Source organism: Bacillus sp. AFS012607 (assembly GCF_002558005.1).
In the GTDB taxonomy this organism is placed as follows: Bacteria; Bacillota; Bacilli; order Bacillales; family Bacillaceae_G; genus Bacillus_A; species Bacillus_A thuringiensis_S.
This window is the reverse complement of the sequence record NZ_NTVM01000010.1, coordinates 357,281-374,224: the sequence shown is the minus strand read 5'-3', so window position 1 is coordinate 374,224 and position 16,944 is coordinate 357,281. Positions and strand designations below refer to the sequence as shown.

Genomic DNA, 16,944 nt, shown 5'->3' with positions numbered 1-16,944 from the left:
GCTTTCTTCCTCTCAATATCCAGAAAAAATTCCATTATACTATCTTTTGTAAACGTTTTCTAAATATATGTATGTCCTTTTTGTGAAACATTGCACAAACTTATTGAAAGTGAGAACAATTCCATGTACTTTATTCATATAAGGAGTATTTATAGAAGATTTACTAAAGGAGCGTATTACTCATGCTAGAACAAGGACTAGATTATGTTGTCAAACTGGCTAAAAGCAAAAAGAAAATGCTAGATACAAACCCAATGCAATATTTCATTCGTGCTGCACTTGCGGGTATTTATATCGGTTTTATTATTGTACTATGTTTTAAATTAGGTAATTTTTTTCACATTGCAGATTCACCAGCAACTTATTTAGCTGCTTCTATGTTTTTCGGGATTGCTCTCGTACTTATTATATATGGCGGTGCTGAATTGTTTACTGGAAACACAATGTACTTTACTGTAGCAACTTTAAGAAAGGAAACAACGATTTCTGATACACTGCGTAACTGGGTTGCTTGTTACGCAGGTAACTTAGGTGGCGCGTTATTCTTTGCCTTACTATTTTACGCAACTGGAATTTTTGAAGCAATTGATCACGGTCACTTAATGAGTAAAGTCGTTGAAGGAAAGATGAACACACCTACAATGCAGTTATTCTTTAAAGCCATTTTATGTAACTGGCTCGTATGTCTTGCTTGCTTCTTACCTTCTCAGGTCAAAGGTGACACAGCAAAAATAATGGTCATGATGCTACTTGTTTTCACATTCTTCTTATCTGGTTACGAACATAGTATTGCAAACTTATCACTCTTTGCTTTATCTTTAGTTTCACCGCATCCTGAGACAATTTCTTTTTCAGGTGCTATTCATAACTTAATTCCTGTTACAATCGGTAACATTATTGGCGGATCAGTATTTGTCGGTATGGTATACCACTACTTAACTAAGAAAACACCTGACGTTCAACAGGAAGAAACTGAAATCGCAGCAGCTCAACAAGAAGAGATTATTCCTTTACAAGCACATATGAAACATTAAAAACTCCAAAGTTTTACTTTGGAGTTTTTAGCTTCCCACATATTTAACAACAAGGTAAGGATTAATTTCTCCTTCTTCCTTTCCCTTATCCAATCTTTGTTTCATCTTATGCATACCGATGATATCATTCGTATGAAGGTGAATTTCATTTACATATAACCCTTCTGTACAAAAGGCTTCTACAAAATCTAGTCCACTTTTTTCTCCCCATCCCATATTAAAATCAAGGGAAAGAATATTCACACCATAATCCCGAACCATTTGTAAGGTACATTCTACTGTAGTTGCCGGCACATACCCGAACGGACAACTTCTTTGATCATCCATATATACGTTCATTTTCTATTCCCTCTCTACTTTGAATATGCGACCAATACATAACATATTGCCCCAAGGCTAATAAAAGGACCAAATGGAATGGGCTTTCGTACTTCTATACGCTTTAATACGATCCCAATCCCGAAAAAACAAAGACTAAAACAAGATGCTAAAAATAAAATGATAAAAACTCCCTTCACTCCTACTATAAACCCAAGCAACGAAAGTAGTTTTATATCTCCACCGCCAAGCCCTTCTGGATATATCTTTTGCATGCAATATAACAAAATGAATATAACACCACTACCAACTATACTATCTGTCCAAGTAACTAATTGTACAAAAACACTTTCGAGAATGAGTAAAACGGCAAATGAAATTAAAATACAATCAGGAATTAACATATATAAGTAATCTGTAAGTGAAATAATAAGAAGTAGCGAAAAAAGGGATAAAATGATAATAAGCTCTCGTTCTATTCCAATCATATACACGGTAAGAAGAAATATACTTCCTGTTATACATTCAAATGCTACATACATAATCGGAATTTGCCTCTTACAATTCGTACAACAGCCTCTTTGTATATAAAATGAAATGATGGGGATTAGTTCTTTTGGCCTTAGCACATATTTACAATAATGACAATGTGAACGCGGGGTAATGATAGACTCCCCTAATGGAACCCTCATCGCAACTAACATAAAAAAAGACCCAAACACCATTCCTGCTAACAGTGCATATAAATAAGTGAACATCCCTTCCTCTCCTTTCCCAAAAAACATAGCAAAAAAAGGAGAGAACTTCTACTTCATATTATCCATTATTCTACTAAAAAAGCAGGCCATTTTCTGGCCTGCTTTCCCCTCTTTTATACGATGAAATATATTGCTTTTAATGGTCCATGTACTCCGACAACAAGATTCATCTCAATGTCAGCCGAGTTACTTGGTCCTGTAATAAAGTTAATACAAGATGCCGCTGTCTCGCCATCTTCTACACGTGAGTTCATATCCTGAACTGCTTGTGTAATACGAGGCACAAGTGTTTCACGTGGAATAATAGCTAAATATACAGTCGGTAAAAAATGTAAAGAACGTCCTTGTCCTTTATGACTTTGTACAACAATTGTACCAGATTCAGCTAATGTATAATCACTAAATGCAATACCAATATTCGCTTTTTCAGCTAAACGCATATTTCCGTCTTTTCTCTCTGGATCCCATACGTTTACTTCAACGTCTCGCTTTGGAAGTTCTTCTTTAAATAAAGATGTTAAACCATATGCATCAAAACGCTCATCCGCTGATAATAAAATAGGTCCTCCGCCGTTTTCCATGATTACTTGTTGAAGGTCTTCACGTAAACGTTCATTTGTCGTTTCTACTACAGTTGTATGAATGTTTGTACATTGATTTTTAAACACTTCTAGTAATTCTTCTTGTGAATAATCTTTTAATGTTTCTATATTCACATTACTTTTCCATACTGGACGCTCTACACCTTCTGTTTTACGCGCGCGCCCAAGTTCTTTTGCAATGTTATCTAGAAAGGCATCACGGTTTTGAATTAATCCTGTCATTATTTATCCCCGCCTTTCTTATGATCTTTATACCAATCACGGAATCGTTCTTTACTTGGAGCTGGGAATTCACGAATATCCGTCCAGTTTTTAAGTGGGCCAACACCTTTTGATACACGATTACCAGATGTAAATGGACTCATTGCCGCTGGTGCCATTTTTGAACCCATTTTATATAAAGCAGCTGAAGAAGCACCCATACTAAACATTTTCATCGCTAGTTTTTCTGCAAGTGGTGCACGACCTTCTTGCTCAACGATGACTTGACGATGTTTTAATAATAAATCATGCAATGGAATTTTTACTGGACAAGCTTCTGTACATGCTCCGCATAAACTAGATGCATAAGGAAGCTCTTTATAATCATCATATCCACCTAGAAGCGGTGTTAATACCGCGCCGATTGGTCCTGAATAAATCGATCCATATGAATGTCCACCAACGTGACGATATACAGGACATACGTTAACACAAGCAGCGCAACGAATACATTGTAATACTGAACGGAATTCAGATCCAAGAATTTGAGAGCGACCATTATCAACAACAACTAAATGGAATTCTTCAGGTCCATCAACTTCCTCTTCTTGAATTGGTCCTGCTACTGTTACATAACTTGTTAATTTTTGACCTACTGCACTACGACATAGTAAACCAACTAAAACATCTAATTCTTCCATTGTCGGAACCATACGTTCCATACCCATTACTGCAATTTGTGTTTTCGGAATTGACATAACAAGATCTGCATTACCTTCATTCGTTACTAAACAAAGGGAGCCCGTATTTGCAACAGCAAAGTTACAACCAGTTACACCAATTTCTGCATCCATAAATTTCTCACGAAGTTGTTTACGAACAAACTTTGTCATTTCATACGGGTCATCAGAATTTTTATAGCCTAGCTTTTCTTTAAATACATCGCGAATTTGCGTTCTATTTTTATGAAGTGCAGGTGCAATAATATGTGAAGGTGGATCGTTATCTACTTGCAAGATATACTCTCCTAAATCACTCTCTAACACTTCACAGCCAATCTCTTCAAGCGCATGGTTCATACTGATTTCTTCTGTTACCATCGACTTTGATTTTACTACTTTTTTCGCTTGTTTCTTTTTGGCGACGTCTTGAATATACTTTGCTGCTTCCTCTTTCGTCTTCGCAAAGTACACGTGTCCGCCTCTTTTTGATACATTTTCACTTAACTGCATTAAGTAATAATCAAGATTTTCTAACGTATGTTGACGGATTTGTTCACCTAGTTCACGCCACTCTTCCCAGTTTCCTAATTCATCTGCGGCTTTTAAGCGATTCGTATATAAGCGCGTTTGTGCCGAAGATACTGCTCCGCGCATAAACGAATCTTGAATTCCATCACCAACGCGATCATTAAATTTTTTCTCACTGATTTTCATAGACATAGCTTATGTTCCCCCTTCATGAGCGACTATTCAGTACCTCAGCAATATGCATTACTTTTACTTCTTTTCCTAAACGCTCAATACGTCCGCCAATGTTTAACAAACACCCACAATCTGCACCGATTAAATAATCTGCACCTGTTTCCATTACACTATCTACTTTTTCATCTACCATTTGCTCAGAGATTGGAGTCATCTTAACTGAAAACGTTCCCCCAAACCCACAACAATTTTGCACGTTTGGCAAATCTCTCACAGTTAATCCTTTTACATTTGATAATAAAATCCCTGGTGCTTCTTTTACTCCGAGCATACGTGTCATATGACATGATTTATGAATAGTAGCTATCCCTGATAAACTTGCACCAACATCTGTAACTTTTAAAACATCTACAATAAACTGTGTAAATTCATAAGTTTTATCAGCAACTTTTTGTGCACGTTTAGCCCACTTTGGATCATCTTTGAAAACATGCGGATACTCATGAAACATTGTCGCACACGAGCCAGATGGTGTAACAATATATTCTGCATCTTCAAAAGTTTCAATCATATGTTTCATCGCTTCTTTTGCTGCTTCTACATGGCCGCTATTATAAGCAGGCTGACCACAACAAACTTGTGCTTCTGGAAATTCAATTTCACAACCTAAACGCTCCAACACTTCAACTGTTGCTTTACCGACATTTGTTTCAAACATATCGACTAAACAAGTAACAAATAAAGTAACTTTCATAACTATTACTCCCCCTTTTTACAACTTCGCCAACAAACATATGGTCATCAGATGACTGAGTAGAGAAGAAATAGGCTCAACCATGGCCTATCCTCTCCCTCTCCTAAAGAAAACGCTTACTTAATCTTTCTCTATTTTATCAGAAAATTAAATTTTTAAAAGATTAAATTACGAATTTATATCGTTTTTACCTGTGACAATATGTTCTACATTTGTTAAATGATCTAGCATTGCTTTCTGCGCTAATTCTACATCTTGTTTTAACACCGCATCATATATAACTTGATGCTCTTCTATAAGTCGTTCTGATGTCGTTTGTTCACCATATAAAATAATGCGTCTTGATTCACCAATTGTTTCAGCAATCATCTCTGAAACATGATTCATGAGTTCAAGCAAAATGTTATTATGCGAAGACTCTGCAATTCCCATATGAAATTGAAAATCAGCTTTTTCGCCAGCCTTTTCATCTCCAATGCTCTTTGCCATTTCATCTAACCAATGTTTCATATTTTGTAAATTATCTTCCGTACGTTTTGCCGCCGCTACTCGAACTGCCCCCACTTCAAGCACCTTTCGTACTTCTAATAAATTCAAAATATCTTCTTTCTTCATTAATAATCTATTGTTTAATGATTTTGTTAATGAAGAAGAATCGAAGTTCTTCACATATGTACCTTCTCCTTGTTTCATCTCAATTAAGCCCATCGCTCTTAGCGCACTTAGCGCTTCACGAACAGCAGATCTGCCAACTTGAAACTGCTCAGCTAATTGATGCACAGGGAGTAGTTTGTCACCAGGTTTTAACGTACCATTTTTAATCATTGTTAAAATAGCTTCAGATACTTCTTCGTAAATTTTTTTCGGTTTAATAGATTTGTACTCCAGTTAAATCACCTCAGTATCTTCCAAACAACAATTGAAACGATTTATAAGAACTTTGCATCATAACTATTTTAGACCGAATTGATAAGAAGTACAAATGTTTTGTTCATAAAATAGTCAAATTTCCGATATTTATTACATATTAATTTATATTTTTACGTATAAAGTGAAACTTTAATCAGTAGTTTTTTTTTTCATCCCCCACCTAACTTCTTTGCTTCCGCTGAATTTTGAGGTGGGGGGCTTACTGCCCGGCAAATAGCGAGATAAATATTCCCTTCAATATAAAGAACATGTCCTAAAAATTAGAACATGCCCACCTCATCCTGTACATTCAGTTTAATAATAACCGTTGTTCCCTTATCTTTTTCACTTTTAATTTTCCACTGTCCACCATGTATATGAACAATTTGTCTCACAATAGCAAGGCCTAAACCTGTTCCACCATGTTGACGACTTCTCGCTTTATCAACTCGGTAAAAGCGCTCGCCAAGATTTTCTAAATGCTCTATATCAATGCCAATTCCTGTATCTTTTATTTTTAATTCACAGTAATCATCGATTTGCTCTAAAGTTATAACGATATTTCCATTTTGATTTGTATACCGTATCGCATTATCTAACACATTATGAAGCACCTGTTGCATACGATCCTCATCAATCATGACAATGACCTCTGGATTTAAATTGGTTGAAATATGAATTTCCTTTTCTATAAACTTAATCTCATACGTATCTAATACGTCTTCAATCAGCTGTGAAAAAACGATAGGTTGCTTCTTTAACGGAAAGTGCTCACCTTCTAATTGCGCTAAGTCTAACAAGTCATGAACGAGACGCTGCATACGACCTGCTTCTTTATGAATTAGCTGCGTTACTTTTTCCTGCTGTGGTCCCTTTGCAACGCCATCTAAAATAGCCTCGCTATACCCTTTTATATAACTAAGTGGTGTTCTAAGTTCATGCGAAACATTTGCTAAAAATTCCTTACGCTTTACATCTTCTGTTTCCAATGAATTTGCCATTTTATTAAATGCTTTTCCTAGTCGTCCAATTTCATCCTCTGAAGAAACGGTAATCCGCTCCGAGAAATCTCCCGTAGCCAAATGGTTTGCAACCCGCTCCATTTGCGAAAGCGGCTTCGTTATTGCAATTATAATTTTTCTTCCAACCCATATCGTAATTAAAATCATCGCAATTGCTAGTGGTGCTAAAATAAGACCCATATCATATATTAAGTCTTTTATACTTTTTAAAGGAATATAAGAATATACAATTCCGACTAATTTTTTATTTTCCAATACAGGGATGACAACCCCCATAATATTACGTTCAAAATGTTCTTCATATCCTATCTTTGTCACAGTTTTCCCATCTAATAGCGTTTGCCTATCTCCTTCACTTATAAGAGAATGATGATGCACATCAAAAGGTAAACATGCACTTAAATCACGCGGATTAGACACGAAAAGAACGTCTGAACTAGATATTTGATCAAATGATCTTACTTTCTCTTCAAAAATTGATATTCCTTCGCGCTTATCATACTGAGCAGCAAGATTTTTCCCTTCCATTACTAATGAACCTTTTAAATTATCAACGTATAGTTTTTCATATGAGTATAAAGATACGAAATAAAGAAAGGACACTGTTACACATACTGCACACACTACTGTAAGCCAAAGTTTTTGTACCATCGTAAACATACGTTACACCTCGAATTTATAGCCTACACCCCAAACAGTTTGAATGTAGTTTCCACTTTCTCCAAGCTTCAAGCGCATCGTTTTCACGTGCGTATCTACTGTTCTTGTACTTCCCGCATAATCATATCCCCATACCTTTTCAAGTAATTGTTCCCGGCTAAATACTTGTCCTGTATGCTGACAAAGAAAATATAGTAAATCAAACTCTTTTACTGTAAGAGAAATCGGCTCACCATCCGCCTCTATTCGTCTACTTTTTTCATTGATAAGAATTGGTCCAAATTGAATCTCTTCTTGCTGTTCTTGCTTTGTATATCTTCTTAACACAGCTTCCATACGGGCAACCAATTCACCAGGACTAAACGGTTTTACAATATAATCATCCGCTCCCATACGTAAGCCGTTCACCCTATTCCACTCTTCACCTTTTGCGGTTAAAAATATAATCGGCACATCTGACGTTTTTCTAATTTCTTTACAAACTGAAAGTCCATCCATTTCTGGCATCATAATATCTAATACAACGAAATCATAATGATCTGTTTCTAGTTTTTTAAGAGCCTCTTTTCCATTTTCAGCTTCTCCCCACTCATATCCGAAGTTGTCCAAATACATTCCAACAAGCTGCCTCATATCACTTTCATCATCTACAACTAGCACTCTATATTTATTCATTATCCTTCCCTTCCCTCTCTATGAGTTGAAACGGTCCTTTTCCGACTTTAATTGTTTGTTTTATTTTCAAATTCTTCATATCCATAACGCACACTTCATCACTATCATAACTTGCTACATATCCTTCTGCTCCGCTCTCCAAAAATGCAAATGGATTCGATCCTACTTCTACAGAAGCTATTTCTTTATATGTGCTAATATCAAACTTTCTAAGTGTGTTCGAACCATGACTTAGTGCATATACGTACTTACTATCCTTCGTTATATTCACAGGCATAAATGGAGCGTGTAAAGAGCGCACCATTTCTCCCCCCTGTAAAGAATACACTAACACTTTCTCATTTACTTGATTTCCATCACCATGTCCGCCAATCCATATTTCTTTCCCATCAGGACTAATCGTTGCTCCGGTTGATGCTGGCGGAATCATAAAGGATTGAACAACTTCTTTTTTCTTCGTATCAATTGTCGTTAGTTTCGTATCATAAAAGTTTAGTACAGATAACCGATTATGATACTCTACCATCGTTATAGGACCTTTTCCTGTTGAAACATTTCCTGTCTCTTTCCCATTTATCGTAAAGAACCTTACCTTTTGAACATTTTGATCGGCAGCAAATAATTGCTTTTTATCTTCTGATACGACCACATTTACAATGCCCTTTCCAGTTTTATATTTTTCCACTTGCCTTCCTTCCGCCAATGAATATACATACATATATTCTAATTGCTTACCGTATACAAGGATTTCCTCACCGTTTGGAAGCAGTGTGATTCCGGCCATTGGCTCATTTAGTTCCCATGTCGTGATTAACTTTTTATTTTTTTTATCAATAAAACTAATGCTTCCTTCTTTTATATTCGTTGTTATAATAACATTTTTATCTTTAGCAATTGGTGTATATGAACTTCCTTGACACCCTACTAATAGAAATAAAAAACAGAGAAGAAAAACATACTTTCTCAAAAGATTCCCTCCATCTTCGGATGATTTCGTTATAATTGTAAAATAACAAATAAATGTGTGGAAAGTGTGAAATTTTCCTTTCTTACTCAATTTACATATATAATGTACAACAAATAGAATTTGAGGTGTGTCAATTATGCTATTTCCTGATTTAGCGAATAAAATTGTACGAGAAGTACGCAGACTAATTACAGAGAATATTATTATTATTAATATACAAGGCGTTATTATTGCAAGTACAGATACAGAAAGAATTGGTCAATTTCATGAAGGTGCACTCCGCTGCGCTAACCAAAAGAAAACTGTCATCATTACAACAGAAGATGAAAGGCAGTTGCAAGGTGTAAAGGCTGGAATGAATCTTCCTTTATTATTTCATGACGAAGTAATTGGTGTTATTGGAATTACAGGAGAACCTGAAAATATTTCACGCTATGGAGAAATATTGCGTAAGATGACCGAGTTATTAATTCATGAAAACTACTTTTTAGAGCAACTAGAACTTGAGCACCGTTCTTATGAAGCTTTCGTCTTTGATTGGCTTCAAAATACAGCATGGTCTCCAAGTTTTCTCGATCGCGCCAAAACACTTGGCATTGATTTATATAAGAAGAAACAACTTATTTTGTTTTCTATTGGAAAAAATGACACGATGCTCCAGCGTAAAATATGGCAACATATACGCAATATATTAACAAAAGAGCATCTATTTGTTCGGTGGGGAAATGATCGTTTTATTTTATTTACAGCGATGAGCTCCAACGAGCAAACATACCAATTTTTAAAACGATTAAAACAAGACTGCGAAGCTTTATTTTCTATTCCTTTATATATCGGGATTGGACAAACAGTTACCCCAAACAATATGAACATATCTTACGAACAAGCATTACGTGCTCTTTCTGTATCATTGGAAACGAAACAAATTGTATTTAATGAAGATTTACGTTTAGAAATGTGTTTACAAGATATTTCTGCCGAAACGCGTGAACAATTTCTAGAGCGTACCATCGAAAACTTACTATCATCTCCTGAGCTTATGCACACCTTACGCTTATTTATCGATTATAACCAATCTTATAAACAGACAGCTAAACAATTACATATACACATTAACACATTACATTACAGGCTAAAAAAGATTGAAGAGCATACAGGACTTGATCCAAAACAATTCAAAGACTTAAACGTTTTATACTTCGCACTCCTCCTATTAGATAATCATACAAAAAAGAACGATAAAACAGATTAATCTTTAGATGATTACACATAGAAAGAATCCCTTTACTTTTTTATCATTATAATGAAAGCACTGTTACCACGTTGTTTATTATAACTAAACACGTTAACAGTTTGAGGGGGATTTCCAATGTTAGAAAAGCAAATTATTCATTCATTCGTATCTATTGTTGGCGAAGATAATGTAGATACATCCAATATGGGGCGTTTAACTTATAGTTATGATGCCACTCCAAACTTCCAAGCAATGCCTGATGCAGTCATTGCTCCACGTAATACAAATGAAGTAGCTGAAGTGTTAAAGGTATGTAACACTCACAAAATTCCTGTGTATGTTCGTGGGTCTGGAACAAATCTTTGCGCAGGAACATGTCCACTTGAAGGCGGTATCGTCCTTATTTTCCGCCATATGAACAATATTTTAGAAATTGATGAAGAAAACTTAACAATTACTGTACAAGCTGGTGTCATTACACTTGATATTATTAAAGCAGTAGAAGAAAAAGGTTTATTTTATCCGCCAGATCCAAGTTCGATGAAGATTTCTACAATCGGCGGCAATATTAATGAAAATTCAGGTGGGTTACGCGGCTTGAAATATGGCGTAACACGTGATTATGTAATGGGGCTTGAACTTGTCTTACCAAATGGTGATATTATTCGTACTGGCGGCAAATTAGCAAAAGATGTAGCTGGTTACGATTTAACTCGTTTATTTATCGGCTCTGAAGGAACACTTGGCGTGGTAACAGAAGCGATATTAAAACTTGTTCCTATGCCCGAAACAAAGAAAACAATGCTTGCACTCTATGAAGATATTAATGAAGCTGCACGTGCTGTTTCTTCTATTATTGCAAATAAAATTATTCCAGCAACTCTGGAATTTTTAGACCAACCGACAATTGAAGTAGTAGAAGAGTTTGCACAAATCGGTTTACCTACAGATGTAAAAGCAATTTTATTAATCGAACAAGACGGCCCGCACGAAGTAGTCAATCGAGATATTGAAAACATGGCTAACGTTTGCCGCTCTATGAATGCAGTTGATGTTCGCATTGCAAAAGATGAAACGGAAGCAGATGCACTTCGTACCGCTCGCCGTAGTGCACTATCAGCGCTCGCACGATTAAAACCTACTACAATATTAGAAGATGCAACTGTACCACGTTCACAAATCGCTCCGATGGTTGAAGCTATTAATGCCATTGCAAAAAAATATAATATTCCTATTTGTACGTTTGGACACGCTGGTGACGGTAACTTACATCCAACTTGTATGACAGACGCTCGTAATGCAGAAGAAATGCACCGAGCTGAACAAGCTTTTGCTGAAATATTTACGAAAGCAATTGAACTTGGTGGCACAATTACTGGTGAACATGGTGTTGGTGCGATGAAAGCTCCATATTTAGAAATGAAATTAGGTAAAGAAGGTATTGCAGCTATGCAAGGAATAAAGCAAGCTTTCGATCCAAATAACATTATGAATCCTGGAAAAATGTTCGCGAAAGACACTCGAAAAAGAGTGGTGGTTGAGCGATGACCACATTAAATAAAGAAAATATTCAAAAAGAATTTAAAGAACGATTAAGTGAAGATGAATTACTAAACTGTATGCGATGCGGTTTTTGTTTACCTACTTGTCCTACCTACATTCAATCCGGATATAAAGAGTCACATTCACCGCGCGGACGTATCGCATTAATGAAAGCTATCGTTGATGGTTTAATCGAACCAGATGAAGATGTTGAAAATACATTAAACGTTTGTCTTGGTTGCCGTGCTTGTGAGCCTGTTTGTCCATCTGGTGTAAATTATGGACATTTATTAGAAGAAGCTCGTGATATTATTAATCAAAATAAAAAATTCTCAATGCCAGTGAAAGCTGTTCGAAAAGTCGTTTTTGAAGGATTGTTCCCCCATCAAAATCGAATGAGAACATTAACAGGACTAATTGGATTTTATCAACGTTCTGGTTTACAAACACTAACACATAAAACAGGTATTATGAAGTTATTCCCTGAAACACTTGCAACGATGGATCTCATTTTGCCAAAAGTGCCAAAAATGAAAGCAATGAAAGATCGTCCTTCATTTTTACCTGCAGAAAGTACAAAGAAAAAACAAGTTGCATTCTTCACAGGCTGCTTAATGGATACTATGTTTTTAGAAACAAATAACGCAACGATGAAACTTCTTCAATTAGCTGGTTGTGATATCGTTATTCCGAAAACACAAAGTTGCTGCGGTGCATTGCATGGACATGCTGGTGAAAAGAGTGGAGCAAAAGAATTAGCAAAGCGAAATATAAAGGCATTCGAAGATTTAAACATCGACTATATTATTACGAATGCAGGTGGTTGCGGAGCTTACCTCGTAGACTATGATTATCTTTTAAAGGATGATCCAGAGTGGGCTGAACGTGCTAAGCAGTTTGTTTCTAAGATTAAAGATATTACTGCTATACTAGTAGAACTAGACTTCCATAAGCGAACTGATTTACGACTCACGCAGCAAATTATTACGTATCAAGACTCTTGTCATTTACGCAATGTTATGCGCACAGCTTCTGAACCTCGTATGTTACTAGAGGCTATCCAAGGTGCAACATATCGTGAAATGAAAGATGCGGACCGCTGCTGTGGCTCTGCTGGTATTTACAATATTGTTCATTCAGAGTTATCAATGGAATTTCTAGATTACAAAATGGACCGTGTGCATGAAACAGACGCAGCAACCATTGTTACTGCAAATCCAGGTTGTTTATTACAAATGAAATTAGGAATTGAGCGAGAAGGGCTTTCTCATAAAATGAGAGGAATTCACATTGTAGATTTATTATTAGAAGCAATTGAAACTAACTCGTAACATACGTAATAATAGGAAAACGGCTATCTCCTTCGTCTATGTAAAGAGATAGCCGCTTTTTTGTCTGCTACAACATTAAAAATATGTTACTTTATTATAAAAAAGAACAACAGAAACATTACAGTTTTGTAAAAATCAATCCATTATATTCCTCAAAAAATCGCTCAAACCATTGATACAATAGGATTCTTTATTTTCTCTTTAGGTAAATTTATCCAAAAACCCCTCTTAAAATCAAGTATAAAAACACTATAAATTCCTTTTATACTCTATATTTCTCTTATTTTTGCTCACTTCTTCTCTTAGGATAAATTAGGTAATTTTAAAGTCTATGAATTTTTTTCCATCTTTTTTCTCGCAAATTGTATGCTACGATGAATTTGTCAGTCAGACAGGCTGTCAAAAACAAATCGTGTGAAAACAAATTAAAACTTTATATAGGGGGACACACATCATGAAAAAGCGTGTTTTATTATCTGTAGCTGCTGCAACAGCTCTTACTTTAGGAGTATCTTCTCTAGATGCACAAGCTGCAACAGTACAACCATCTAACATTAAGGTTCAAAATATTCAGCATTCAAAAGTAATGATGAAACAAATGAACCAACAAGAATTACAAGCATTCTTACAATCTATGGGCGTTGAGTCATTAGCGCAATGGCAACAAGGAAACTTCCAACCAAATTGCATTATTCCTGGTCAACAACCTACTGAAAATGTTGTAACTGAGCAACCAACAGCTAAGCCAGAAACTCAAAAGCCTGCTGAGCAAAAACCTGCCGAGCAAAAGCCTGCTGAAGAAGTTCAAAAACCAGAAGCTCAAAAGCCTGCTGAAAACAACAATACGCAAAAACCTGCTGAACAAAAACCAGCTGAGCAAAAGCCTGCTGAAGAAGCAAAATCTTTAAGCGAGTTCGAACAACGTGTTGTTGAATTAACAAACGCTGAGCGTGCAAAACAAGGTTTACCAGCACTAAAAATCGATACTGAATTAAGCAAAGTAGCACGTATTAAGTCTGAAGACATGCAAAAAAACAACTACTTTGATCATAACAGCCCTACATACGGGTCTCCGTTTGACATGATGAAGAAATTTGGTATTTCTTATACATCTGCAGGTGAAAACATCGCTCAAGGCCAACGTACACCTGAAGAAGTAGTACAAGCTTGGATGAACAGCGCTGGACACCGTGCAAACATCTTAAATAACGGCTTCACTCACATCGGTGTTGGTTATGTAGAAAGCGGCAACTACTGGACACAACAATTTATTACAAAGTAAATAGATTAAAAGAGTCTTCTCATAATGAGAAGACTCTTTTTCAAGTTTCATAGCTTTCTATTATGTATGAATAGAAAATATAGAACATAAACAACATAGATCCACAGCTTATTACACTAAGCAATATATAAAATCCCCACTCTAAGTTCAAAAACAATGAAAACAATATGCCACATGCCATCACTTGAAAAATCCGTCTACTTACTAAACGAATTTTTTGTAATTTAATTGGATCTTTTTCTTTGCCTTTTATTTTCTTAAATTCTTTACTCAGCATAAAAAGAAACATACTAATCCCAATCGTTAATCCTGTTTGAAAGAATATAAAATCTCCAAAATTAATCAAGAGAATAAGCATATGAATAAACAACATAAATAATGTAATTTTCTTTATAAATCCGCCTATAATACAATGCTCTCTTTCATTAAACTTAAATATATTATGTGAAATAATATACAAAAATCCATATGAAAAAATAATAAAACAAGGAATAAATGCTACAACAACTTGTTTACTCATAAACTCGTTTGGCTCACCATTTACGTTCCAATGTACTGCCATACGATTTGGTAAATAGGGGTAAAGACATAGAGTAACTAAAAGACAAGCGAAAAATATCCCAAGTACATACTTATATTTGATCAAGTAATTCTCACCTCTCTTTTCTCTTAACGGCTTCGCTTCTTTTAGAGAAATCCCTGCAAAAATCTACTTTTTTCAAATTAAAACTTATACTTTACGCATTTTCTTTTTGAAATTCTTTTATTTTATTATTTAATTTTGTAGGAAACGGCACATCAACTTCAATCGCTTCTTTCGTAATTGGATGCAAGAAATTTATCTTCATCGCATGTAATGCTTGACTGGACATATATTTTGTTTGCCCACCATATAATACATCCCCAACTAGTGGATTACCATTATGACTCATATGAACACGAATTTGATGCGTTCTACCCGTTTCTAATTGTAACGTTACGAAAGTCGTGTTTTGCTTCTTAAAATACTTTTCTACTTTATAATATGTGATAGCTTGGTCACCTTTTGGAGAAATACGACGCCTTGTAGCATGATGGCGATCCCTTCCGATAGCAGCATCAATCGTTCCTTGTTTCTTCTTTACTTTCCCTTCAACGAGCGCTGCGTACGTTCTTTTAATTTTTCGTTCCATTAATAAACGATCCATAATTGCACCAGCAATTCTATGCTTAGCAAACACGACACCACCTGTCGTATCTTTATCTAAACGATGAATATGACGAACCTTCGTCTCTAAACCTTGCATTTGAAAATGAAAAGCAACAAGATTTGCAAGCGTCCCGTTTCCACCTTTTTCAGCAGGATGTGTGTCCATTTGCTCTGGTTTATTTACGATGAGTACGTGATCATCTTCGTATACTACATGTAATTCACCATATTCTGGATCTACACCGTACTCTTCCTCCGCAAACATATGAACTTGTAACTTATCGTTCTCTTTTAAAAGCTCATTCCATCTTCTTTGTTCCCCGTTAACCGTAACACCTTTTTCCATACGAAGCTGATGTAATAGCTTTTTCGGTATTTCCCATTCTACTTTTAATACCGATTCAATACTTATACCATTCCATTTAGCTGGAATGGTAATTTCACACCATTCGCCCTTTTTCTTTGTTTCCATACTGTTTATCACCTTATTTCTATTGATTCTCTCATTGTAACGGAAAACACACTTTGATGCACCGTCAAAAATAGAGGACAGTCTTATAATAGACTGCCCCTCAAGCTCTAAGCCTTTTCATTTCTAACAATACTTCTTCAGCTTTTTGTTCATACGATAAATCTTTAAAGAAATCTGCCAACCTTTTATAATCATTGTAAGCATCTAATAAATCGTCCATCCTTTCTATTTTCATCACTTGTTGTTTTTGTTTCATTTTTACTGGATAACGATAACCTGATACTTCTTGTATTTTGTAATACTCATCCTCTACTTGAACGACCTTTACAAGTTCTTCCTCCTCTGCATCCATCGTATACCCGTCAAATTCTCTAAGTAGTTCATAAATGATATGAGTCCATTCATCTTTTGGATAAAATCCCTTTTCTAACCGATAACCGACAATGCGATACATATGCCCATCGTTTTCTGCAAACTGTACTGTATCATTTAACTTAAACTTAAAATAACGAAACATTGCCTTCACCTACTTGTATGTAATGTTCTTATCACATACTATTTGCAAAATGT

17 protein-coding genes are annotated in these 16,944 nt (G+C 35.6%); 5 read left to right on the top strand and 12 right to left on the bottom strand.

From position 1 onward, the window contains the following. Nucleotides 1-182: 182 nt before the first annotated feature. Nucleotides 183-1,034, top strand: coding sequence for a formate/nitrite transporter family protein (locus tag CN409_RS12290; RefSeq protein WP_000893035.1), 852 nt, complete (start codon nt 183-185; stop codon nt 1,032-1,034). A gap of 27 nt (nt 1,035-1,061) precedes the next feature. On the opposite strand, the gene CN409_RS12285 is transcribed toward CN409_RS12290, so the two are convergent. From CN409_RS12285 to CN409_RS12245, 9 genes are all read right to left on the bottom strand, one after another. Further along, nucleotides 1,062-1,373, bottom strand: a complete 312-nt coding sequence (locus CN409_RS12285) for a cyclic-phosphate processing receiver domain-containing protein (protein ID WP_001103767.1) — start codon at nt 1,371-1,373, stop codon at nt 1,062-1,064. Nucleotides 1,374-1,387: 14 nt separating this feature from the next. After that, on the bottom strand, nt 1,388-2,110 hold the full coding sequence (locus CN409_RS12280; RefSeq protein ID WP_000495721.1) for a prepilin peptidase: 723 nt from the start codon (nt 2,108-2,110) through the stop codon (nt 1,388-1,390). A gap of 113 nt (nt 2,111-2,223) precedes the next feature. Beyond that, a complete protein-coding gene (locus tag CN409_RS12275) occupies nt 2,224-2,934 on the bottom strand; it encodes a LutC/YkgG family protein (protein ID WP_000147194.1) in 711 nt (236 codons plus the stop codon). Further along, the gene (locus CN409_RS12270) at nt 2,934-4,355 is read right to left on the bottom strand and encodes a LutB/LldF family L-lactate oxidation iron-sulfur protein (RefSeq protein WP_097981963.1); all 1,422 of its coding nucleotides are present in this window, start codon (nt 4,353-4,355) and stop codon (nt 2,934-2,936) included. The genes CN409_RS12275 and CN409_RS12270 overlap by 1 nt, the downstream gene beginning before the upstream one ends. Before the next feature lie 16 nt (nt 4,356-4,371). Continuing rightward, on the bottom strand, nt 4,372-5,091 hold the full coding sequence (locus tag CN409_RS12265; protein WP_000869152.1) for a (Fe-S)-binding protein: 720 nt from the start codon (nt 5,089-5,091) through the stop codon (nt 4,372-4,374). Between the two features lie 168 nt (nt 5,092-5,259). Continuing rightward, on the bottom strand, nt 5,260-5,949 hold the full coding sequence (locus CN409_RS12260) for a FadR/GntR family transcriptional regulator (protein ID WP_254894088.1): 690 nt from the start codon (nt 5,947-5,949) through the stop codon (nt 5,260-5,262). Between the two features lie 332 nt (nt 5,950-6,281). Further along, the gene (locus CN409_RS12255) at nt 6,282-7,682 is read right to left on the bottom strand and encodes a sensor histidine kinase (protein ID WP_000494814.1); all 1,401 of its coding nucleotides are present in this window, start codon (nt 7,680-7,682) and stop codon (nt 6,282-6,284) included. A 3-nt stretch (nt 7,683-7,685) separates the two neighbouring features. Continuing rightward, nucleotides 7,686-8,357 carry a response regulator transcription factor gene (locus CN409_RS12250; RefSeq protein ID WP_001046396.1) on the bottom strand — a complete coding sequence of 224 codons (672 nt, stop codon included), beginning with the start codon at nt 8,355-8,357 and terminating at the stop codon, nt 7,686-7,688. Beyond that, nucleotides 8,350-9,324, bottom strand: a complete 975-nt coding sequence (locus tag CN409_RS12245) for a YncE family protein (protein ID WP_001234158.1) — start codon at nt 9,322-9,324, stop codon at nt 8,350-8,352. The genes CN409_RS12250 and CN409_RS12245 overlap by 8 nt, the downstream gene beginning before the upstream one ends. Nucleotides 9,325-9,451: 127 nt before the next feature. Between CN409_RS12245 and CN409_RS12240 the strand changes: the two genes are divergently transcribed. From CN409_RS12240 to CN409_RS12225, 4 genes are all read left to right on the top strand, one after another. Next, nucleotides 9,452-10,576: a CdaR family transcriptional regulator gene (locus CN409_RS12240; RefSeq protein WP_003256589.1), complete on the top strand. Its 1,125-nt coding sequence runs from the start codon at nt 9,452-9,454 to the stop codon at nt 10,574-10,576. Nucleotides 10,577-10,693: 117 nt separating this feature from the next. Beyond that, nucleotides 10,694-12,106 carry a glycolate oxidase subunit GlcD gene (glcD, locus tag CN409_RS12235; protein ID WP_097981961.1) on the top strand — a complete coding sequence of 471 codons (1,413 nt, stop codon included), beginning with the start codon at nt 10,694-10,696 and terminating at the stop codon, nt 12,104-12,106. After that, the gene (locus CN409_RS12230; RefSeq protein WP_000209615.1) at nt 12,103-13,431 is read left to right on the top strand and encodes a (Fe-S)-binding protein; all 1,329 of its coding nucleotides are present in this window, start codon (nt 12,103-12,105) and stop codon (nt 13,429-13,431) included. Before glcD ends, CN409_RS12230 begins: the two co-directional genes overlap by 4 nt. A gap of 454 nt (nt 13,432-13,885) precedes the next feature. Beyond that, entirely contained in the window at nt 13,886-14,713 is an 828-nt protein-coding gene (locus CN409_RS12225) for a CAP domain-containing protein (protein WP_086389856.1), read from the top strand. A 40-nt stretch (nt 14,714-14,753) separates the two neighbouring features. Here the strand turns inward: CN409_RS12225 and CN409_RS12220 are convergent, their stop codons facing one another. The 3 genes from CN409_RS12220 to CN409_RS12210 all read right to left on the bottom strand — a co-directional run bounded on the left by CN409_RS12220 (nt 14,754) and on the right by CN409_RS12210 (nt 16,891). Then, nucleotides 14,754-15,359: a DUF1648 domain-containing protein gene (locus tag CN409_RS12220; RefSeq protein ID WP_000599007.1), complete on the bottom strand. Its 606-nt coding sequence runs from the start codon at nt 15,357-15,359 to the stop codon at nt 14,754-14,756. Between the two features lie 91 nt (nt 15,360-15,450). Beyond that, a complete protein-coding gene (locus CN409_RS12215; RefSeq protein WP_086389855.1) occupies nt 15,451-16,374 on the bottom strand; it encodes an RluA family pseudouridine synthase in 924 nt (307 codons plus the stop codon). A gap of 100 nt (nt 16,375-16,474) precedes the next feature. Further along, the gene (locus CN409_RS12210; protein WP_000490302.1) at nt 16,475-16,891 is read right to left on the bottom strand and encodes a hypothetical protein; all 417 of its coding nucleotides are present in this window, start codon (nt 16,889-16,891) and stop codon (nt 16,475-16,477) included. Nucleotides 16,892-16,944: the final 53 nt, after the last annotated feature.